Origin of the sequence: Streptomyces rubradiris, from assembly GCF_016860525.1 — a bacterium.
GTDB classification, from domain to species: domain Bacteria; phylum Actinomycetota; class Actinomycetes; order Streptomycetales; family Streptomycetaceae; genus Streptomyces; species Streptomyces rubradiris.
The window spans coordinates 178,439-196,612 of sequence record NZ_BNEA01000007.1; the positions used below are offsets into that span (position 1 = coordinate 178,439).

Annotated in this window: 16 protein-coding genes and 1 pseudogene; 5 read left to right on the top strand and 12 right to left on the bottom strand. The window is 71.0% G+C overall.

The window, feature by feature from the left end:
• Positions 1–28 precede the first annotated feature (28 nt).
• Genes Srubr_RS10120 through Srubr_RS10130 form a run of 3 tightly spaced genes read right to left on the bottom strand, consistent with a single transcriptional unit; the run spans position 29 to position 2,593 of the window.
• Positions 29–1,252 (bottom strand): beta-ketoacyl-[acyl-carrier-protein] synthase family protein, encoded by a 1,224-nt coding sequence (locus Srubr_RS10120; RefSeq protein WP_189997784.1) that lies wholly within the window; start codon positions 1,250–1,252, stop codon positions 29–31.
• The gene (locus tag Srubr_RS10125; RefSeq protein ID WP_189997785.1) at positions 1,249–1,518 is read right to left on the bottom strand and encodes an acyl carrier protein; all 270 of its coding nucleotides are present in this window, start codon (positions 1,516–1,518) and stop codon (positions 1,249–1,251) included. The genes Srubr_RS10120 and Srubr_RS10125 overlap by 4 nt, the downstream gene beginning before the upstream one ends.
• Positions 1,519–1,549: 31 nt before the next feature.
• Positions 1,550–2,593 carry a 3-oxoacyl-ACP synthase III family protein gene (locus Srubr_RS10130; protein WP_189997786.1) on the bottom strand — a complete coding sequence of 348 codons (1,044 nt, stop codon included), beginning with the start codon at positions 2,591–2,593 and terminating at the stop codon, positions 1,550–1,552.
• Positions 2,594–2,820: 227 nt separating this feature from the next.
• Here Srubr_RS10130 and Srubr_RS10135 point away from each other — a divergent pair, with 227 nt between their 5' ends.
• Positions 2,821–5,022: an MMPL family transporter gene (locus Srubr_RS10135; RefSeq protein WP_189997787.1), complete on the top strand. Its 2,202-nt coding sequence runs from the start codon at positions 2,821–2,823 to the stop codon at positions 5,020–5,022.
• Positions 5,022–5,927: an AurF N-oxygenase family protein gene (locus tag Srubr_RS10140; protein ID WP_189997788.1), complete on the top strand. Its 906-nt coding sequence runs from the start codon at positions 5,022–5,024 to the stop codon at positions 5,925–5,927. The genes Srubr_RS10135 and Srubr_RS10140 overlap by 1 nt, the downstream gene beginning before the upstream one ends.
• Before the next feature lie 3 nt (positions 5,928–5,930).
• On the opposite strand, the gene Srubr_RS10145 is transcribed toward Srubr_RS10140, so the two are convergent.
• Complete coding sequence (locus Srubr_RS10145; RefSeq protein WP_189997789.1) at positions 5,931–6,824, bottom strand: SDR family NAD(P)-dependent oxidoreductase; 894 nt, start codon at positions 6,822–6,824, stop codon at positions 5,931–5,933.
• Positions 6,825–7,034: 210 nt separating this feature from the next.
• Here Srubr_RS10145 and Srubr_RS10150 point away from each other — a divergent pair, with 210 nt between their 5' ends.
• Entirely contained in the window at positions 7,035–7,541 is a 507-nt protein-coding gene (locus tag Srubr_RS10150; RefSeq protein ID WP_189997790.1) for a GNAT family N-acetyltransferase, read from the top strand.
• Positions 7,542–7,656: 115 nt separating this feature from the next.
• On the opposite strand, the pseudogene Srubr_RS10155 reads toward Srubr_RS10150, so the two are convergent.
• The 3 genes and pseudogenes from Srubr_RS10155 to Srubr_RS10165 form a co-directional block, all read right to left on the bottom strand.
• Positions 7,657–10,595 (bottom strand): annotated as a pseudogene (locus Srubr_RS10155) (type 1 periplasmic-binding domain-containing protein).
• 347 nt (positions 10,596–10,942) lie between these two features.
• Positions 10,943–11,356, bottom strand: coding sequence for a lytic transglycosylase domain-containing protein (locus Srubr_RS10160; protein ID WP_203854960.1), 414 nt, complete (start codon positions 11,354–11,356; stop codon positions 10,943–10,945).
• Positions 11,357–11,702: 346 nt separating this feature from the next.
• Positions 11,703–12,485, bottom strand: coding sequence for an aminoglycoside adenylyltransferase family protein (locus tag Srubr_RS10165; protein WP_189999959.1), 783 nt, complete (start codon positions 12,483–12,485; stop codon positions 11,703–11,705).
• A 268-nt stretch (positions 12,486–12,753) separates the two neighbouring features.
• On the opposite strand from Srubr_RS10165, the gene Srubr_RS10170 reads away from it, so the two are divergent.
• A complete protein-coding gene (locus Srubr_RS10170) occupies positions 12,754–13,524 on the top strand; it encodes a GNAT family protein (protein ID WP_203854961.1) in 771 nt (256 codons plus the stop codon).
• 211 nt (positions 13,525–13,735) lie between these two features.
• Here Srubr_RS10170 and Srubr_RS10175 read toward each other — a convergent pair whose 3' ends face one another.
• The 4 genes from Srubr_RS10175 to Srubr_RS10190 form a co-directional block, all read right to left on the bottom strand.
• Positions 13,736–14,062: a DUF1048 domain-containing protein gene (locus tag Srubr_RS10175; RefSeq protein WP_189999958.1), complete on the bottom strand. Its 327-nt coding sequence runs from the start codon at positions 14,060–14,062 to the stop codon at positions 13,736–13,738.
• Between the two features lies 1 nt (position 14,063).
• A complete protein-coding gene (locus Srubr_RS10180) occupies positions 14,064–14,420 on the bottom strand; it encodes a DUF1048 domain-containing protein (RefSeq protein WP_189999957.1) in 357 nt (118 codons plus the stop codon).
• Positions 14,417–14,743, bottom strand: a complete 327-nt coding sequence (locus Srubr_RS10185) for a PadR family transcriptional regulator (protein ID WP_189999956.1) — start codon at positions 14,741–14,743, stop codon at positions 14,417–14,419. The genes Srubr_RS10180 and Srubr_RS10185 overlap by 4 nt, the downstream gene beginning before the upstream one ends.
• An 843-nt stretch (positions 14,744–15,586) precedes the next feature.
• Entirely contained in the window at positions 15,587–15,781 is a 195-nt protein-coding gene (locus Srubr_RS10190; RefSeq protein WP_189999955.1) for a hypothetical protein, read from the bottom strand.
• Between the two features lie 630 nt (positions 15,782–16,411).
• On the opposite strand from Srubr_RS10190, the gene Srubr_RS10195 reads away from it, so the two are divergent.
• Positions 16,412–16,819: a zinc-binding dehydrogenase gene (locus Srubr_RS10195; protein WP_229927034.1), complete on the top strand. Its 408-nt coding sequence runs from the start codon at positions 16,412–16,414 to the stop codon at positions 16,817–16,819.
• 85 nt (positions 16,820–16,904) lie between these two features.
• Here Srubr_RS10195 and Srubr_RS10200 read toward each other — a convergent pair whose 3' ends face one another.
• A complete protein-coding gene (locus tag Srubr_RS10200) occupies positions 16,905–18,149 on the bottom strand; it encodes a cytochrome P450 family protein (RefSeq protein ID WP_189999954.1) in 1,245 nt (414 codons plus the stop codon).
• Positions 18,150–18,174 lie beyond the last annotated feature (25 nt).

Sequence of the window (18,174 nt, forward strand, 5' to 3'; positions counted from 1 at the left end):
GGCGCCTGCCTCGGAAGGGCCCGTCCCCTCAGGCGCGTCGGAGGAGGACGACGTTGTTGTGCCCGCCGAAACCGCAGGAGTTGCTGGCCACGGCCTCCATGCGGTGGGGGCGCGGCACCTTGGCGACGACGTCCAGGTCGATATCGGGGTCGAGCTGATCGAGGTTGGCCGTGGGCGGGACGGTCTGGTGCTCGAGGGTCAGGGCGGCCAGCACCGCCTCGATGGCGCCCGCCGCGCCGAGCGTGTGACCGGTCACCCCTTTGGTGGAGGTGACAGCGAGTGGGTGCCTGTCGAACAAGCGCGCAAGGGCGGCGCCTTCGATGCGGTCATTGATCGGGGTGCCGGTCCCGTGGGCATTGACGTGCCCGATGTCGGCGGTACCGAGGCCGGCGTCGCGGAGGGCCGCCGTGAAGGCACGCTCGATGCCGGTACCGTCGGGACGCGGAGCCGCGTAGTGGTAACCGTCGGTGGAGGAACCGTAGCCGCTGAAATAGGCGCGGGTACGGGCTCCGCGTGCACGGGCGTCCGCCGCGCGTTCGAGGACCATCACACCGGCGCCTTCCGCGAGCACGAACCCGTCGCGGTCCACGTCGAAGGGGCGGCTGGCGCCCTGCGGATCGTGCAGGCGGCCGGAGAGAGCTCCCATCTGGGCGAAGCACGCCGAGGGGAGAGGATGGCAAGGGGCCTCGGCACCGCCGGCCAGCGCGATGTCGCAGCGGTCTGCCAGGAGGAGGTCGCGGGCGGTGCCGAGAGCGGTCGCCCCCGACGCACAGGCGGTGGTGACGGCCATGCTGGGGCCGTGGGCGCCCAGTGCGATGCAGATCTCCGCCGGTGCCGCGTTGGTGGTGGTACGGGGCACCAGGAGCGGTGACAGGCTGTGGTAGGCGCCGTCCATGAGTTTGCGGACTGCCGGGACGACGAGGTCCTTGCTGTCGTAGCCGACGCCGATGACCACCGCGACCCGGGCTCCGTCCCAGGTCGCCGGGTCCAGCCCGGCGTTGCGCACCGCCTCGTGAGCGGCGATCAGGGCCAGGTGGGTGAACCGGTCCATCCGCCACACCTGGGGCCCGATCAATGCCTGGGCGTCGAACGGGGGCACCCGGCAACTGAGCGGGATGGGGACGTCGCCCAGAGCCGGATCGATCGCGGCCGTGGGAGTTCCGGCGCACACCGTGCGCCACGTGCTGTCCGCGTCGGTTCCGGCCGGCGTGACCAGGCCGATGCCGGTGACGGCGATGTCACGGGTGGTCATGCCAGGACTTCGGCCGCGCGGGCGGAAGGCTGCGCTTCGTCGATGATGGCCACGGTCTCGGCGAGCGTGAGCTGGAGGGACTTGAGGTTTTCGTGACCCGTGGGGACGGTCATGCCCAACTCGTCCTGGAGCACGCAGAGCAGTTCGACGACAGCGAGCGAGTCCAGGCCCAGGTCCTCCAAGGTCGAATCGGCGCGGACCGTGTCGGCGGGGATGTTGAAGTGGCTGGTCAGCGCGGTTTTCACGGTGTCGTAGGTAGAGGTCATCGCGAGATCCTTCGGCGTGGAGGGCGGGCTTTCACAGGCGGAGCGCCAGGAGGCCGGCACTGCTGCCGGCGGCGAGGCCGATGAGGGCGACGAGGTCGCCGGGGTGGGCCTTGCCGGTCTCGATGGCGCGGGTCAGCTGGAGGGGCAGGGAGGCGGAGGCGACGTTTCCGTGCCGGGGGAGGGTGACGATCAGTTTGTCGCGGGGGACGCCGATCTCCGGTCCGCAGAGTTCGTCCAGGTCGGCGAGGGCGACTTGGTGAACACCGATGAACGCGAAGTCATCGAAGCCGAGACCGAGTTCGCCCAGCGCGCGATGCAGATGGTCACGCCCGAGGGCCCGCAGGCTCTCGCGCATGCGCATGCTGTCCATGCGGAAGAAGGCAGGCGCCTCCGGTCCCGATCGTCTGCGCAACGAGGCGATGCCGCCGTGCGGGACGGTGGCCGAGGGCCAGGCCGCGGAGTCGGCGGCGAAGCGGCAGCCGAGGATGCCCCGGGGCGGCTGGTCCCCGGGAGTCTCGTCCGCTGTCAGCAGGAGAGCGGCGCCGGCGTCGGAGAATCCGTAGGCCGGCAGCGATCGGGCGAACGCGGAGCCGTCGGGGACCCGGAGCCGGGCGGAGACCGAGGGGGCCTCCCCGCAGGTGATCAGGACGGTGCGGTAGCACCCGGACGCGATCAGGGCCTGGGTGATCTCCAGGGCGTTGAGGACACTGTTGCAGGCGTTCTTCACGTCGAACACCGGGCAGGACAGCGAGAGTTTGGCGGCCACGATGTGCGACGTGGCCGGCTCGATCATGTCCTGGCTGGCCGCGGCGAAGATCATCAGGTCGATCTCGGCGGGCTGGACTCCGCTGTCGGCCAGGAGCTTGCGCGCGGCGCTCACCGCGAGGTCGGACGCCTGCTCGTCGTCGTCGCTGAGGTGTACGCCCTGAACCCCGGTCAGTTGGGTGATCAGCCCAGGGGGCGGGACGAAGCCGTCGCTGGCGGCCGCGATCTGGGCTTCCCTTTCCTCCATGCTTACCCAGCGCTCGGGCAGATGGACGGCAGCCCCTGCCAGGTGGGCTCGAACGTTACTCATGTGACCACAATGGGCCGATAGAGACGCCTTTATTCTGTTGATGCGTCATTAGTGTTGATACATGACCGTTTTGGTGGTGCGGTGGTCGCCCAACGGGGTGGCAGCATGTTGCCGCCTTCCGTCCGTGGCTACACATGAGCCCCGACAAGGTGACGATGCCTGCCTGGCGAAGGGCGGTCGCGATGGTGCGTGGATCCCGTGGCTCCAGGCAGTGGGTGGTCTTGGCGATGGCCGCGGGGCTGGCGGCGGTGTGCGCCTGGTTCGGTGTCTCGGCGCACGCGCGGCTGTCTCCCGGAGGCATCGTGCCGACCACGACCGAGGCGGCCCGCGCGGACCGGGCCCTGCAGCGGGGATTCAGCGCCACCCCGCCCCAACTCGTGCTCGTCGCCCGCGTAACGGGCGCCCGGACCGTGGCGGACCCTGGCGCGGCGGCCGAGGCGGAACGGCTGGCACAGCGCCTGTCGGCCGATCGCTCGGTCTCACAAGTGATCTCCTACTGGCGCACCGGGGCACCGTCGCTCCGTGCGGCCGACGGACGCAGCGCCCTTGTGCTGGTACGGCTTCGAGGGGGCGAGCAGGAGACGACCCGGACGGCCGAGCGGCTGTTGCCGCGGCTGGCCGGGCACCACGGCCCGCTGGACGTCGCGGTCACCGGCGAGGCGGCCTCACGCGCCGAGGCGCTGCGCACCGCGCGCGAGGACCAGGTGCGCGCGGAACTGCTGGCCCTGCCGCTGACCGCGCTGCTGCTGGTCGTGGTGTTCGGGTCGGTGGTGGCGGCTCTGCTGCCGGTGGCCGTGGGTGTGCTGGCGGTGCTGGGCACCACGGCCGTGCTGCGGCTGCTCACCTCCTTCACCGAGGTGGCGGTGAGTGCCGCCAACGTCTCCTCCGCGCTCGGTTTCGCCCTCGCCGTCGACTACAGCCTCTTCCTGCTCGCCCGCTACCGGGAGGAGAAAGCCGCCACCGGCACCGAGGAAGCCCTTCGTACGACACTGCGCACCGCAGGCCGGGCGGTAGCGTTCTCCGCGGGGACCGTCATCCTCTCTCTGGCCGCGCTGCTGGTCTTCCCTCACACCATCCTGCGCTCGGTCGCCTATGGCGGTATGGCGGTCACCGCCTTCGCGGCCGTCGGCAGCCTGGTCGTGCTGCCGGCTCTCCTCGTGGTGCTGGGAGACCGCATCGACCGGTTCGGCATCCGTCCCCGCCGGCACCGCGCCCGCCGGCTCGCCGGGCACCGGGCGGAGGCACTGGGACGGTGGGGGCGAACGGCCCGCGCCGCCATGCGACGCCCGGGTCTGGTGACCGTCACCCTCACCGCCGCGCTGCTGCTGCTCGCCGCCCCCTTCACGCGCGTGCAGATCAGCCTGTTCGACGACCGGGTCGCGCCCGCGTCCTCCACCGTCGCCGAGGCCGGCGCGCTGCTGCGCGAGGGCTATCAGCTCAACGCCGTCATCGCGCCGACGACCATTGTCCTGCCGCGCTTCGACCTGCGACGGCAAGCCGCGGCCCTCGATGCCTACGCCCGGCGTGTCGCCCTTCAGGCGGGCGTGGACAAGGTGGAGACGGCGACGGGAACGTACACCGCGGACGGACACAAGAGGCCACCGGACGCCACCGCCTCGGCCTTCGCTTCCTCCCGCGGCGTGTGGCTGTCGGTGGCCACCTCCGGCGAGCCCTACTCCAGCGCCAACCGCGATCTCGCCCGGACCCTGCGCGAGCTTCCCGCTCCCGCCCCCGTCCTCGTCGGCGGCCCCGGAGCCGTCCTGAACGACGTGCGGCAAGCGCTGTTCACACGCCTGCCGCTGTGCCTGTTCCTGGCGGGCGCCGCGCTGTTCGCCCTCACCCTGGCGCTGACCCGGAGACCGGTCATGGCCCTCACGGCACTGCTGCTCAACGCGCTGAGCCTGGCGGCCAGTTTCGGCGCCCTGGTCTTCGTCTTCCAGGAAGGACACCTGGCCGGCCTGCTGGGTGGCTTCCCCGTCACCGGCACCACCGACGCGCTCACGCCCGTACTCGTCTTCGGCATCGCGTTCGGGCTGTCCATGGACTACGAGATCCTCCTGCTCGCGCGTATCTGCGAGGAATACCGGCACACCGCCCCCGACGGCGCCGCCGCCATCGTCCGCGGACTGGACCGCACCGCGCGGCTGTTCACCTGGGCCGCCCTCACGCTGGCCGTCGTCATGGCCGCCCTGGCCGCCTCGGAACTGATCCTGCTGAAGATCATCGGCGTCGGCCTCGCGCTCGCGGTCGTACTCGACGCCACCGTCGTCCGCGGCCTGCTCGCCCCCGCCGTACTGACCCTGGCCGGACGCGCCACATGGTGGAGTCCGTGGCCCCGCCGCAAGTCCCCCGCCCCGCCCCCTGCCGCAAGCCCGGCCCTCGCTCCGGCAGGGCTGACGGGCGCCGAGCACCCCAGGAGTGATCGCTGATGACCCACCAGGCCCCGCCCTCTTCCCGGACCCCCGACGCCGTCGCCCGGCGGCTCCTGACCGCCACCGCGGCCCGCTCCTACGATCCCGGCACCGAGATCGACTGGGACGCACCCCTGCCGGCCGACACCTGGTTCTGGCCGCCCGAGCGCCTCACCCTCTACGGCACCCCGCTGTGGGAACGCATGAACCACCGCCAGCGCGTCGAGCTCTCCCGCCACGAGGCGGCACACCTGGCCGAGCTGGGCCACTGGTTCGAACTGGCCATCATCCGCATGTTCTCCCGGTACCTGATGTCCCAAGGCGGCCTGGACGCCCGCGCCTTCTACGCCCTGACCGAGATGGCCGACGAGACCCGGCACATCACCATGTTCGGGCGGCTGCTGAACAGACTCGACCGCCCCTACCACGGTGTCCCCGCCCGGGTCCGGTACCCCTTCCCGCTGGTCGACCCGCTCTTCCAGGGCATCACGACCTTCGCCAGCGCCCTGGTCATCGAAGAGGTGCTCGACAGACTCCAACGCGAGGTCGCCCAGGACGAACGCGTCCAGCCCCTGCTCCGGGCGGTGTGCCGACTGCACGTCAGCGAAGAGGCCCGGCACGTCAGCTTCGCCCGCGCCGAGCTGCGCGAAGCGGTCCGCCTCGCTTCCCGCGGTCACCTGGCCCGCCACCGGGTCCTGACCGCTCTGGTCGCCTACTACACCGTGCCGCCGCTCCTGCGTCCCGACCGCTACGGCGACGTGGGGCTGCCCGTCAAGGAAGCCCGGCGCCAGGCACTCCACAACCCGCACCACCGCGAGACCATGCGCTGGTCCGGCGAGAAACTGCTCGCCTTCCTCACCGAGGTGGACCTGATCAGGCCCGCTCAGCACCATCTCTGGCGCCGAGCGGGCCTGATGGCCTGACCCTCACCAAGGAGTGCACCAGCGCCGGGCCGCGTACGCGACCAGCGGATGCGCCTCGGCGCCCATCGCCGCCCGCTTGACGTGGTCCTTGACCCGTACCGGCGCCAACGCGTCGGCGACCGGCCCCAGTCTCGCCTGCCGGCCGACGACATACCTGGGGCGCGGCCGGGCGGCGAAGAGTGCCTGGCACACGGCCGACGCCACGGCTTCCGAGCCCGGCAGACGGGTGGCGGACTCCCTGAGCCCCGCCTCCGCCACCCGGTACATGTCACCGAACACCGTCTGCCCGCGGGCCGCCAGTGCCGCCAGAGCGTCAGCCGCGCGGTTCTGGATCGCGCTCGCGTAGGCGCCCGCCTCGACGACGACCACCTGGACGCCGCCGGGCCCCGCCTCCATCCTCAGCGCGTCGTTCAAGGCTCCCAACGCCGATTTGCCGGCGCAGTACCATCCCATCGCAGGCGCCGTGACACGGCCCGCGAGGGAAGAGACGTTGACGATGCGCCCGTCGCCGCGCTTCCGCATGCCGGGCAGCACCAAGCGGGCCATCCGCGCCGCGCCCACCACATTGACCTCCAGCAGATGCCGCGCGGCCACGTCGTCGATGTCCTCCACCGCGCCCGCCAGCGGGATGCCGGCGTTGTTCACCAGCGCCCAGGGGCCGCCCTCGGTCGCCTCCGCGACCTGTGCGCACGCGTCACGGCAGGAGTCGGCGTCGGCGACGTCCAGCAGGACCGTCCGCAACGTCACGTCCCGTTCGGCTGCCTCGGCCCGGAGCTTCTCGGCCTTCTCCTCGTCCCGCGCTGTCGCGAAGACCTCGAATCCCGCCTTCGCCAGCTTCAGCGCGGCCCCCCGGCCCACGCCACTCGTCGCGCCCGTGACCAATACACTTCGACGCATTACGCACCTCCTGGAGGACTACGGTCTGCGAACACGATGCGCCACCCGTCCGCGGTCCGACGTGGAAGAGCCCGGCGTGTCCGACAGCCGCCCGCCCGGTTCAGCCGTTCACCTCGAACCCGGGGCCGCACAGGGGACGGAGGCCGCGTCGGATGCGCTGCGTGACAGGGATCTGCCCACACAGGACGCTCCGTTTCGGACAATGAGCGTATGGATATTCGATCCCCTCGTGTGAGCGAGCTGCCCGTTCTCCAGGACATCGAGAGGGCCGCCGGTCAGCGGTACCACGACATAGGCATGCCGGAGATCGCCGAGGACGAGCCGCTGCCGCTGGACGCGCTCGCCCGGTACCAGCGTGACGGGAGGGCCTGGGTGGCGGTCGACGCGGCCGGCGTCCCGGTCGGCTACCTGATCGCCGACCTCGTCGACGGCAGTTTCCATGTCGAGCAGGTCTCGGTGCATCCGGGCAGTGCGCGGCGCGGGGTGGGCAGGTCCCTGCTGGAGCATCTGGCCGGCCATGCCAGGAGCCGGCAGGCGCCCGCCCTGACCCTCACCACGTTCGCCGACGTCCCGTGGAACGCCTCCTACTACACGCGCTGCGGCTTCCGGGTCCTGGCCGACAGCATGCTCACGCCTGGTCTGCGGGAGATCCGTGAGCGGGAGGCGGCCCACGGCCTGGACCGGTGGCCGCGCGTGTGCATGCGCAGGGATCTGTGACGCCGTGGGCGGTCACCGCGGGCAGGGCGCGCTCGCACTCCATCCACCGCGTCTCCGTCCACCGCACCGCCCCGGCGTCACCGCACCGCCCGTGAACCGCTGAAGCCGACCAGGGTCAACGCAGGCGGCAGATCGTGTCCGGGTCGGCTCCCTTGGGGCCGGGGGGTGCGACGAGCGGCGCCTCGCTGCCCGCGGGCCGCCCGCACACGTTCACCGACCGCACCTCACCGTCGTCGTAGCTCACCCGCACGATCGCGTGAGCGTGACCGCGCTGGTCGGCGTAGGGCCGGCTGCCGGCGAAGCCGACCGTACCGACCGGCAGGTTCGGGACGGGGTGCCAGCGCAGGTCGGCCCAGGTCTCCGCGGCGGTCTGCGGGACGTCACCGTTCCGCGCGGCCCGGTACAGGACGGCCGTGGCGCTGTAGGACAGCACCGTCTGGCCGCTGGAGAACAGCGCGTCGGTCCAGGGCCGGGTGGCATCGGCGAGCGCCGTCCGCCGTGCTCCGGCCGGCAGCAAACGCGTGAGGACGCGGTGGGCGTCGATGTAGAAACCGGTCCTCGCCGCCAGTCCATGGGCGCGAGGGCGAAGTGGTAGAGGGTGACCTCGTCGGGGATGCGGAGGGACTCTCCCTCCTCGTAGTTGCTCTTGGTGAGGTCGTCGCCGGTGAACACGGTGATGCGGTGTCCCGAACAGCCGGGGGTGGAGCCGAGCTGGGACATCAGGTTGGGGACGTCCTCGACCCGGCCGGCGAAGTAGAGGGCCTTCGGCACGGGCCGGCTGCCGCAGATGTCGCCGATGGGGGTCGTCAGTTCGGGTTCACCCTTGGCACTGAGCCGGTACGTCCGCGAGGGCGCCGGGGCGAAGCCCGCCTCGGCCAGCATCTGCTTGCCCACCCTGGCCTGTTCGGTGGTGTAGAAGTCCTTCTCACTGCCGACGGACCGGGACAGCACGGCGCCCTGGGCGCCCTTCTCCCGAGCGGCCAGCTGACGGGCGACGACCAGCAGGGCGTCCGCCTCCTCCTCGTCGGTGGCGGCCAGCCCGAACCAGTTGGACAGCCTGCGCGCCAGGTGGCTGCCGGAGTTGGTGGTGCCCACGACGGGCAGACCGGCCCCCTTGAGGATCCGGACGGCCTGCTCGGTCTCGGTGGTGTCGCGTCCCATGCCCACCACGCCGACGACGGAGCGGTCGCGGCGCGCGAGGTCCGCGATGTGCCGGGCCATGGGGACCACGTGCAGCATGTCCTCGTCGGCGTTGGCGAGCAGGACCTTGATCTTGGTCGGCTGATCGGTGCTGACGTTGGCGTAGTGCTGGAAGAGGTACACCCCCGTGACCTCCTCCAGCCCCTTGCGGGTGTCGGCCTGCCTGGCGGCGGTGACCGGACCGGCGTAGACGATCGTCACATACGCGTCGCTCGGGCCGATGGCCGCGTTCTCGGCCTTGATCGCCCGCTCCACCGCGTCGAAGGTGACGCCCTTGCCGGCGCCGGACAGACTCAGTGTGTTGCCCTGCGCGAGCCGTACGTTCCCGGTGGCGACGCCGACGCACTGACCGTCGTAGAGGCCGGAGTCGGTGTTGGAGCCGAGCAGCCGGCCCTCGCAGTAGCGTCCGGCGAGGTAGTGGTTGCCGAGAAAGCCCGCGGCCAGGCCGAGGGCGAGGACCACGGCGAGGCAGGGCCGGGACCACAGGAGCCAGGCGGGCGTGCGGCGGATGCGGTCCGTGGAGTGCTGTGCGGAGTGCCGGTGGCGCAGCGCGTCGCCGGATATCGGGATGTGCAGGATCCACGGCAGGGTGGCGGCCCGGCCCGGGGACTGGCCGGCGCTGAGGTTGGTCACCCACCGCTGGTACCTGGTGTCCGCTCCGAATGCCTCGTCGTCGGCGTCGGGGTGGCCGGGTGCGGTGGCCGGCACCGGGGCGGCGGGAATCTGCGGCCGCAGGCGTTCGGCCGCCGGGACCGCGGCCAGCACGAGCAGGGGATCGACCTCGCTGCGGCGGCTGCGCACGTCGCTGATGGTGCGCAGCAGGAGCAGACCGCCGTCCTCCTCGGTGGCCCTGGGCAGATACACCACGGGCGGCACGGTGCGCTTGCGGCGGCGCAGGTCCAACGCCCGCGGGCGGAAGTTCTCGCGCAGGTCCTCCAGCAGCGCCAGCACGCGCAGTTCGAGGTGGAACTGACGTGCCGTCGAGTCGCCCGCCTGTGCCGCGACCACCTGCTGGGCGACGGCGAAGGCGCGGCCCCGGATGGTCTCCCAGGACTTCGTCGGCCGCCAGCGCGACCAGTCGGCGGCGGCCGGCCGGTCGCTGAGCGGGGCCAGGAAGGTGGTCGTCGCGAACCAGCGGGTGGCCCGGCGCAACCACAGCAGCGGCGGCGCGCTGCGCGCGAGCAGGTGCAGCAGGCAGAACACCGTCAGGGCCAGGGCGCCGCCCCCTAACGCCGTACGCCAACCGCCCGCGCCCAGCAGCACGCTGAGGCAGGCGATGAACGTGGCCCCCGCGAATCCGGAGGGGTTGACGACGGCGCCGACGGCCTCCGCGAGTGCCGGAACGCGGCGCCGGCCCTCCTCGCCGCTGGAGCCACCGTCGGGACGCCAGCGCAGCTCGGCCAGCCGGCGCATCAGGCGTTCGCGACGCTCGGCCGCCGTCCACACCGTCGTCACCTCGGCGCCGACCTCGGGCGCGGCCTGTTCGATGGCCCGCAGCAGGCGCGAGCGCGGGAAGCTGAAGGGTTTGTACTGCGACTGCCGTGCGTTGTCCCAGGAGTGCTCGCACAGCTGGCGCACCATGTCGATGGCCGAGGAGTACGGGTCCGGGGCGCCCCCGCCGTCGAGCCGCTTGGCGATCAGCCCCCGCGGCTGCTGGCTCTGGCGGACGAACTCCACCACCTGGGCGACCCGTCGGTCGAGGGTGCCGGTTTCGTCCTCCTCGGTGGCTTGCAGCACCACCAGCGGGGTCACCGGCGGGTTCGCCCTGAAACCGTCGATCAGCCGTCTCATCAGCGCGAAGACCGCGTCGGCGGCCTCCACCCCCGCGCTGCCTGTCCAGACCCGTCTGCCCATGTGCTCCGCCCCCGTCGCATCGGCCTCATCGGACATTGAGGTTCGATGGGGATACCCGGACCCGAGCACCGCTGCACCCCCGGAACCCCCTGAATCTCGGGGCGCCCAGGGTAGCGGGTTCGAACGCCTCGGATCCGGTTCGCGCCGTACACCGGTCGTTTGCCGTCAACGACGTGTCGACCCTGTAGCGATACCCGGTACACCTGGCGCTGTCTCATCGTACGGACGAGGCTGCCGGTCCCACACAGACGCAACCCGCTCCCTTAGTCAGTGGTCTTTCCGTGGATATACGCGTGCGCCCCCGCCGGGTGGGCGGGGGCGCGGAAGCGTTATGGGGTGCTGTCGGCTTAGTACCAGCCGTTGGCCTGCCAGAAGTCCCAGGCCTTGACGGGGCTGCCGTAGCGGGAGTTCATGTAGTTGAGGCCCCACTTGATCTGGGTGGCCGGGTTGGTCTTCCAGTCGGCGCCGGCGGAGGCCATCTTGGAGGCCGGGAGGGCCTGGACGAGGCCGTAGGCGCCGGAGGAGCTGTTGGTGGCGTGGGGGTTCCAGCCGCTCTCGTGGGAGACGATCTTGCTGAAGGCGTTGAACTGCGCGGCGTCCGGGATCATCTTGTGCGCGATCGCCTGGGCGGAGGAGGCCTGGGCCGGGGCGGCGTGAGCCGGAGCGGCGGTGAGCGCCATGCCGGCGGTGGCGGCGGCCACGGCGGCGGTGGTGAGGGCCTTCTTCGGGGAGGCGATGCGGCGGATGATGGAGACGGTCACGAAGTACCTCTTGCGTCGGGGATAAGGGGATCGCCCGCATGTGGTGGGCCACGTGGTGTGGCCGGCATGCGTGGGCGCCGCGGCCCGCTTGGGGCTCGTGGCGCCTGGCGACGTCATCCAGATAAGCAGGCCCGCCGGGGGCCCGCAATGACCCCCTTTACTAGTGGTGGCCAGATTCGTGAGGGACGCGAAGTATGTGGCGTGCGTCTCAATCCGCAGGTCGCAGGGGGTGCGGGATGGGGTGAATCCGGCAGAAGGTGCTACGGCGTCGGGTCGTAGGTGACGTGCGTCATGTGGGGTCCTTCACCGGCTCGCTCACGACGCGTGCTTGGATTCGCGCGCCGGGTCACCGTCCGGGGCCGTCGAATGTGGTTCGGGTGCGCAGCCGATCGATCTCGGCGAGCACGTGGTCCACGTGCGGACGAACCTGTGCGCGCAATGCATCGCTCCAGCTCTCCTCCGAGTAGGGGCACGTGAGATAGAGCTGTCTGGCGTGTGCGAGGGCGGCGCGGTGCTCGGGCGGGAGGTGGGCGAGGGCCCAGTCGGCGGCGGCGTCCTTCGACTTGATCACGCCCGTGGCGAGCGTGGTCCAGATGCGGGCAAAGGTCAACAGGACGTTGCGGGTGTCGCTGTCCAGGTCGTCGAGCAGGCCGGGGATGCCCGCCACGCTCGCCCGGAGCAGGTCGGCCCGCGGAACCGGGTCGAGGATCTGCGCCGGGCGTGGGCCGGTGAGGGGGGAGTCGCCGGCCAGCGCCATGGTGATCAGCAGGGCCAGATCGGGCATCGGCTCGGGCCGGGGGATCTCCCCGGCCTCGTACTCCGCACGCAGCCACTCGCCGTAGAGGAAATCACCGGTCGGCGGGTACCGCCACGGCCGGACCTCGGTCTGAACGACCACGGTGAGTTCGACCGGGCGGGCCCTGTTTCGGGAACCGGAGATCCGGAGCAGTCCACCGAGGAGTGTCCGTCGATCCCGCTCGTCCATTCGCCGCCGGGAGACGACCAGCACGTCCACGTCGCTGGCCGGCCTGAGACCACCGAGTACGGAGGAGCCGTGGAGGTAGGTGCCGATGACGTCCCGGCCCAGCACACCGTCGACCAGCCTCACGATCTCCCGAACCTGATTCACCGCACCAGCGTCTCCTGTCATCCGGCGAATCGCACCGCATTATCTGACTTACTTCGGGCTGGTCAGGAGATGTGGGGACGTTGAGGGCGGGGCCCGTTCCGGGTGATGAAGCCGCCGGGAGCGTCTGGCCGGGACTGCGGGCGTTCGAGCAGATTACGGGCCATGCTCCACGGCCATCTACACGCACGTCGGCAACGACTTCATGGACACTGCCTCGGGCGAAACCCTGACCCCGGCCTTCGCCGGCGTCTGACGAGGAAGAACCGATATGAACGAAGCAGACAAGACCGAGGCTCTGGCGGAACTCGACGCGCTACGGCGCGCGAGTGGTGTCGCCGCCGGCCACGCCGGCCTGGTGCGCGAATACTCGGTGGACGGCTCGGAGTGCCGGATCGTCTTCGCCGATCCGGCGGACGGCGAGGTCGTGGAACTGGTCCGCGGTGAGCGGGAGCTAGCACGGTCCGGTGGCTACACCCTGGAGTGGAAGGTCTACGGCCACGACAGACAGCAGGGCCTGGCTGCCGCGCTCGAAGCGGCGGGCTTCGAGCCCGACGAGGAGGAGCAGGTGCTGATGCTCCCGGTCGCCGAGGCGTCATCGGACCTCTTCGACACCTCGGGCTATGAGGTGCGGCGGGTGACCGATGGCGCCGGGCTCGACGACTACGCCGAGATCTCCCGCCAGATCGGTCGGCGTAACGCGGACGATGAGCGTCGGCAGCTGGCCCGGCTGCTCGAAGAGCAGCCTGACGCGATGAGCGTGCACATCGCGTACGACCAGAGTGAGCCGGTCTCCTGCGGACGGGTTCACTTCCAGGCCGGCAGCCCGTTCGCCGAGCTGGCGGGCGCCCGGACCAAGACGACCCACCGTCGGCAGGGTTTCTTCACCGCAGTGGTCGGCTCCCGGCTGCGGCAGGCCAGGGAGCGCGGCCGCGGGTTGCTGGTCACCGATGCGCTGCCCACCTCCGCACCCATCCTGCGCAAGCGCGGCTTCGAGGTGGTCACCTCCACCCGGCCGTACATCTTCGAGCCGGACGACTGAGCGCCCGACTGCACACCCCGGACGACCTCATCGAGCCCATCGCCGGCCGGCTCGGTGACGAAGCCGAAGTAGGCTGCCGCAGGCGGGTCTTCGGTCTCCGTAGGAGTCGGTGACCTGCGGCCCCGGCGAGACCCGCTGCGCGAACTGCCCGGACACCGAGGGTTATCCGCCTGATGGAACACGGAAGTGTCGCGAACCGGTCCGGCGGCTGTCACTTCCCGGCCGCGCCGGGTTCTCCGCTGATGGATGCCTGGTAGACATCCGCGTAGGTGGGAGTGTCCTTGATCAAGCCGTCGCAGAACGCGGCGACGTCGGTGCCGATGAGTTCCAGAACTCCCTTGCCCGCGGCGACGCCCTCCTCGAAGAAGTCCACGATGCCGGGGAGGAGAGACCCGTCGGACAGGCTGACCGGTCCGACCTTGAACAGGTACTTCTGCATCTCCTTGTAGACGATCTGGTAGTCCGGCGGGAGTGCCTTGATCCGGGCGACGTGCGCCCGCCACTGTTTCTTGCCTTCGATGATGTCCTGGATGCTCACGTCAGCCTCCCAACCGGCTCAATTTCCTTGCGACGGTCCTGTTCAACTGCTCGCGCCAGCGGTCGCGTTGAGCCCGGGCCCCGGCTGCGCCGGCCAGCGCCGTGCAGAAGCCCTGGATGTCGTCACCGAGCACCTCGTGGACGCTCTGCCCGTCCGCTGCCGACACTTCGAGCAGCCCCAGGGCGGAGTCGAGGATCGGTGTCAGGTTGCGGCCGGTGAAGTCCCCGTAGGGGAAGAGGTGGGCGATGATCTGGTTCCACGCCTCCTGGTAGTCGTCCGGCAGAGCCTCGACCCGGGCTCCGAACGCCTTCCAGTCCCTGGTGAGATCGCTGCCTGTGACCTTCTCCCAGAAGTTCATCTTCCGCCCTCCCTGAGCCTGTCGATGCGTGACGAGAGGTACTGCCATTTCGCCCAGAACTTGGCGAGTTCTTCACGCCCGGCGTCATTGAGCGCGTAGAACTTGCGCGGCGGACCGACCTCGGACGGACGTTTCGTCACTTGGACGAGCCCGTTCCTCTCCAGCCGCAGCAAGATCGTGTACACCGTCCCCTCGATGACGTCGGCGAAGCCGAGCTCGTTCAGCCGGCGAGTGATGGCGTACCCGTAGGTTTCCTCGCTGCCGATGATTTCGAGCACGCACCCTTCGAGCGTGCCCTTCAACATCTCCGTCAGGTCGTCCAACGCGGGTGCTCCTCAGCCCTTCCGGTACTCCGTGATAACGAGTACTGCTATACGGTATCACCGAGTAGCGGAACGGCGACGTCTCGGTGGACACAGTCCCGGTGCCGCACGGGTCGTTCGGTGAGTGCCGAAGCATCGACTGTCGACAACGGAGCGGGTCCGGTTCGCCGGCGCCGCCGGTGGCGAAGAGGGCAGCCGGTGCTGGATCTCCGTGGCCAAAGACGCCGTGGCCGTGCGCCTCCCCCCGTGGCAGAGGACCGGAGAGGCGGCGGGCGGTAACCGGGGTGTACGCCAGTGTGTGCCCGGCTGCGTGACCGAGTTCCGCTCGGCGCAGCCCGCGCCGAGCTCGGCGCAGCCCGCGCCGACCGACTGCACGCGTCTGCACGCGTCGTACACACTCGCCCTGCGCACTGGACGCAGAGCGAACCGACCGCGCCGGCCGCGCCGGTGACCAGTACCCGCTCCCCCCGCTGATCCGGCCCACCGGCTCCACGGCGGCCCACGCGGTGGTCATCGGTGAGTAACAGGTGGCGGCGAGCGCTGCGTCGGCTTCCCGGGGGACCTCGCGGACCGCGTCGACCGGGACGCTGACGCGCTCGGTCCAGGTACCGTCCCGCTCCAGTCCGATGCCGCCGCCACGCGTCGATTCCGTCAGGGCCTCCCGAGGAGAACACCACAGCGAACCCGTGCTCACATAATTCGTCAAGCCGAAAATGCCCGCGCGTACGAGCAACTACGCGAACGACTCGTCGGCGGGATGGGAACCTGCCGGACGGTGCCGGTCAGCTCCGGGAACGTGCCTCCCGGCGGGCGGTCCGGACAGTGGCGCGGTTCCCGCGCGGGTCATCCGTCCGGGAGGTACAGCGTGCCCTCCGAACCTACTCGGGTGTCCACGCCCGGGGGGACTGCGGTTTCGAGCACCGGCCAAGCGGTGTCGTCGACGCCGTGCAGCAGGACGGGGGCCGGCGCCGCCACGTCCTCGATCATGCGGCGGCCGGCGCCCTGTGCCTGCTGGACGGGTGTGCCGGTGGTCTCCACCAGGACACGCAGGACATGGTCCGTAGAAGGAGACGCGGATGGCGGGGTTTCGGCCTCGGGCCTGTCCTCGCGGCCGAAGCCATCCGGACTCTGGCCGCCGGTTTCCTGAGAGGTCGCGGCAAGTCCGCAAGTGGCTCCCAGCGCGCGGCGCGGCCCATTCACCGCTGCCGCAGACATCGCCGGACGACCGGTGTCGCCCCGCCCGATCCGGCCGGGACGTTCCCGGGGCGGGGCGTCGTCCGCCCTGCCCCGTCCGGCGGCTCACCTCCGGGTCCGTCGGCGGGTGGTGGGAGGAACGCTCGGCGGTGCGCAGGCGTCTGGTGACGTGTGCCGGCATCAGCGGGGCGTGTTGCCCGAGGGTTTCCAGGAAGGATGCGGTGACCGGGTCCGGGCTGGTGCGGGTGTATCCGGTCAGTTGTCGGCGCAGGGGCGGGTCGGGGCGCAGGAAGGCGCCGGGGAAATGCGACGGGATGGTGTTCGCGGGCACCAGTGTGGGACCGAGCCCGGCCGCCGCGTACCCGATGGGCGATGGGGCCTGTTCGGTGCGTACCGCGACCCGGGGCGGAAACCGGTGGCCTTACAGGCCCGTTCGAGGCTGTCGGACAGGCCGCTGTCCGGGGCCTGACGCACGTGTTCAGCACCGTCCACGCCGTCGGCAACCTCGACGCCTACGCCCAGGCCCTGCGCCCCTTCGGCCGGATCGTCGCCATCGACGACTTCGACTCCCTGCCCATCGGCGTGCTGAAGGCCAAGAGCATCTCCTTCCACGGGGAGTTCCTGTTCACCCGCTCCATGTTCCGGACGGCCGGCCAGGACCGGCAGCGGCAGCGGCAGCGGCAGCGGCAGCGGCAGCGGCAGCGGCAGCGGCAGCGGCAGCGGCACATCCTGACCCAGCTCGCCCGCCTGGTCGACGCGGGCATCGTCACCAGCACCGCCGTGAAGGACTTCGGCAGGATCAACGCGGTGAATCTCCGCGAGGCGCACCGCGTCATGGAGTCCGGCACCACGATCGGCAAGATCATCCTCACCGGCTTCTGAGCCGGTCACCACCGACGGGCCCCGGCAGCCCGTGGCCCGTCGCACATGGTGACGGGCCGGCTCTCCCTCGCCGTCCCGGCGTCGGTCATCCGGCCGGAGTGAGGGCGTCGGACCGCCCCGGCCGGCCCGCTGGGCGTACGGGGAGCGCGAGCAGGCCACGGGAGCGCATGGACGGTCGTCGGCGCAGGTCGTGCGGGGGGACGGCGAGCGACAGGCCGGGGAAGCGCTCGAAGAGGGCGGTGAGTGCGATGCCCGTCTCCATCCTGGCGAGCGGGGCGCCGAGACAGTAGTGGATGCCGTGTCCCAGTGCCAGGTGTCCGCCGGCGTCACGTCCGATGTCGAGCCGGTCGGGGTCGGGGAAGCGGCGCGGGTCGCGGTGCGCCGCGGCGAGCGACAGCAGGACCGTCTCACCGGCTGGGACGGTGACGCCGCCGATGACGATGTCCTCGGTGGGGAAGCGGCGGATCGCCAGGGGTACCGGCCCGTCGTAGCGGGCCAGTTCGTCGATCGCCCGGTCCAGCAGAGCGGCATCGGCCCGGAGCGCGGCCAGCTGTTCCGGGTGGGCGAGCAGTGCCGCGACCGCGTTGCCGATCAGGTGCACCGTGTTCTCGTACCCCGCGACCAGGATGAGGAAGGCCAGTGACATCAGCTCGTCCTCGCTGAGCCGGTCCTCCTGGTCGCGTACGGCGATCAGGGCGGACAGCAGGTCGTCGGCCGGATGGGCGCGCTTGTCGGCGATCAGTCGGGTGAAGAAGGACAGCAGGTCGCCGACCGCTTCCCTGGCCCGTTCCGGCCGCGTCGGGTCGGGCACGACCAGGGCGTCCGTCCAGGCGCGGAAATCGGCGCGCCGGGTCTGGGGCACGCCGAGGAGGTCGCAGATCACGATGATCGGCAGCGGAGCGGCGTAGGAGGGGATCAGGTCGACCTCGTCCTGCCCCGACAGGGAGTCGAGCAGTCGGTCCGCGGTGCGCCGGATCGGCTCCCTGAGCGCTTCGACGCGCCGGGGAGTGAAGGCCTTGGACACCATGCGCCGGATGCGTGTGTGGTCCGGCGGGTCCATGTTGAGGAGGTTGGCGTCCAGCGCGGGTGGCAGGGCCATGCCCCGGTAGCCGCCCGCCGTCGCGTTGCGCTTGTCCAGCGACAGCCGGGGATCGGCGAGCGCCTGGCGGACGTCGTCGTACCGTGTGACCAGCCACGCGGGAAGCCCGTCCGTGCCGGCGATCCGGTGGACCGACCCCTCCTCTCGCAGCCGGCCGTAGACGCCATAGGGGTCCTCGAACAGCTCACCCGGGTCAACGGCCGGCCTCGACGGGGAAGTTGAGTTGCTCATTGCGCCAGCTAAGCAGATCCGGTGA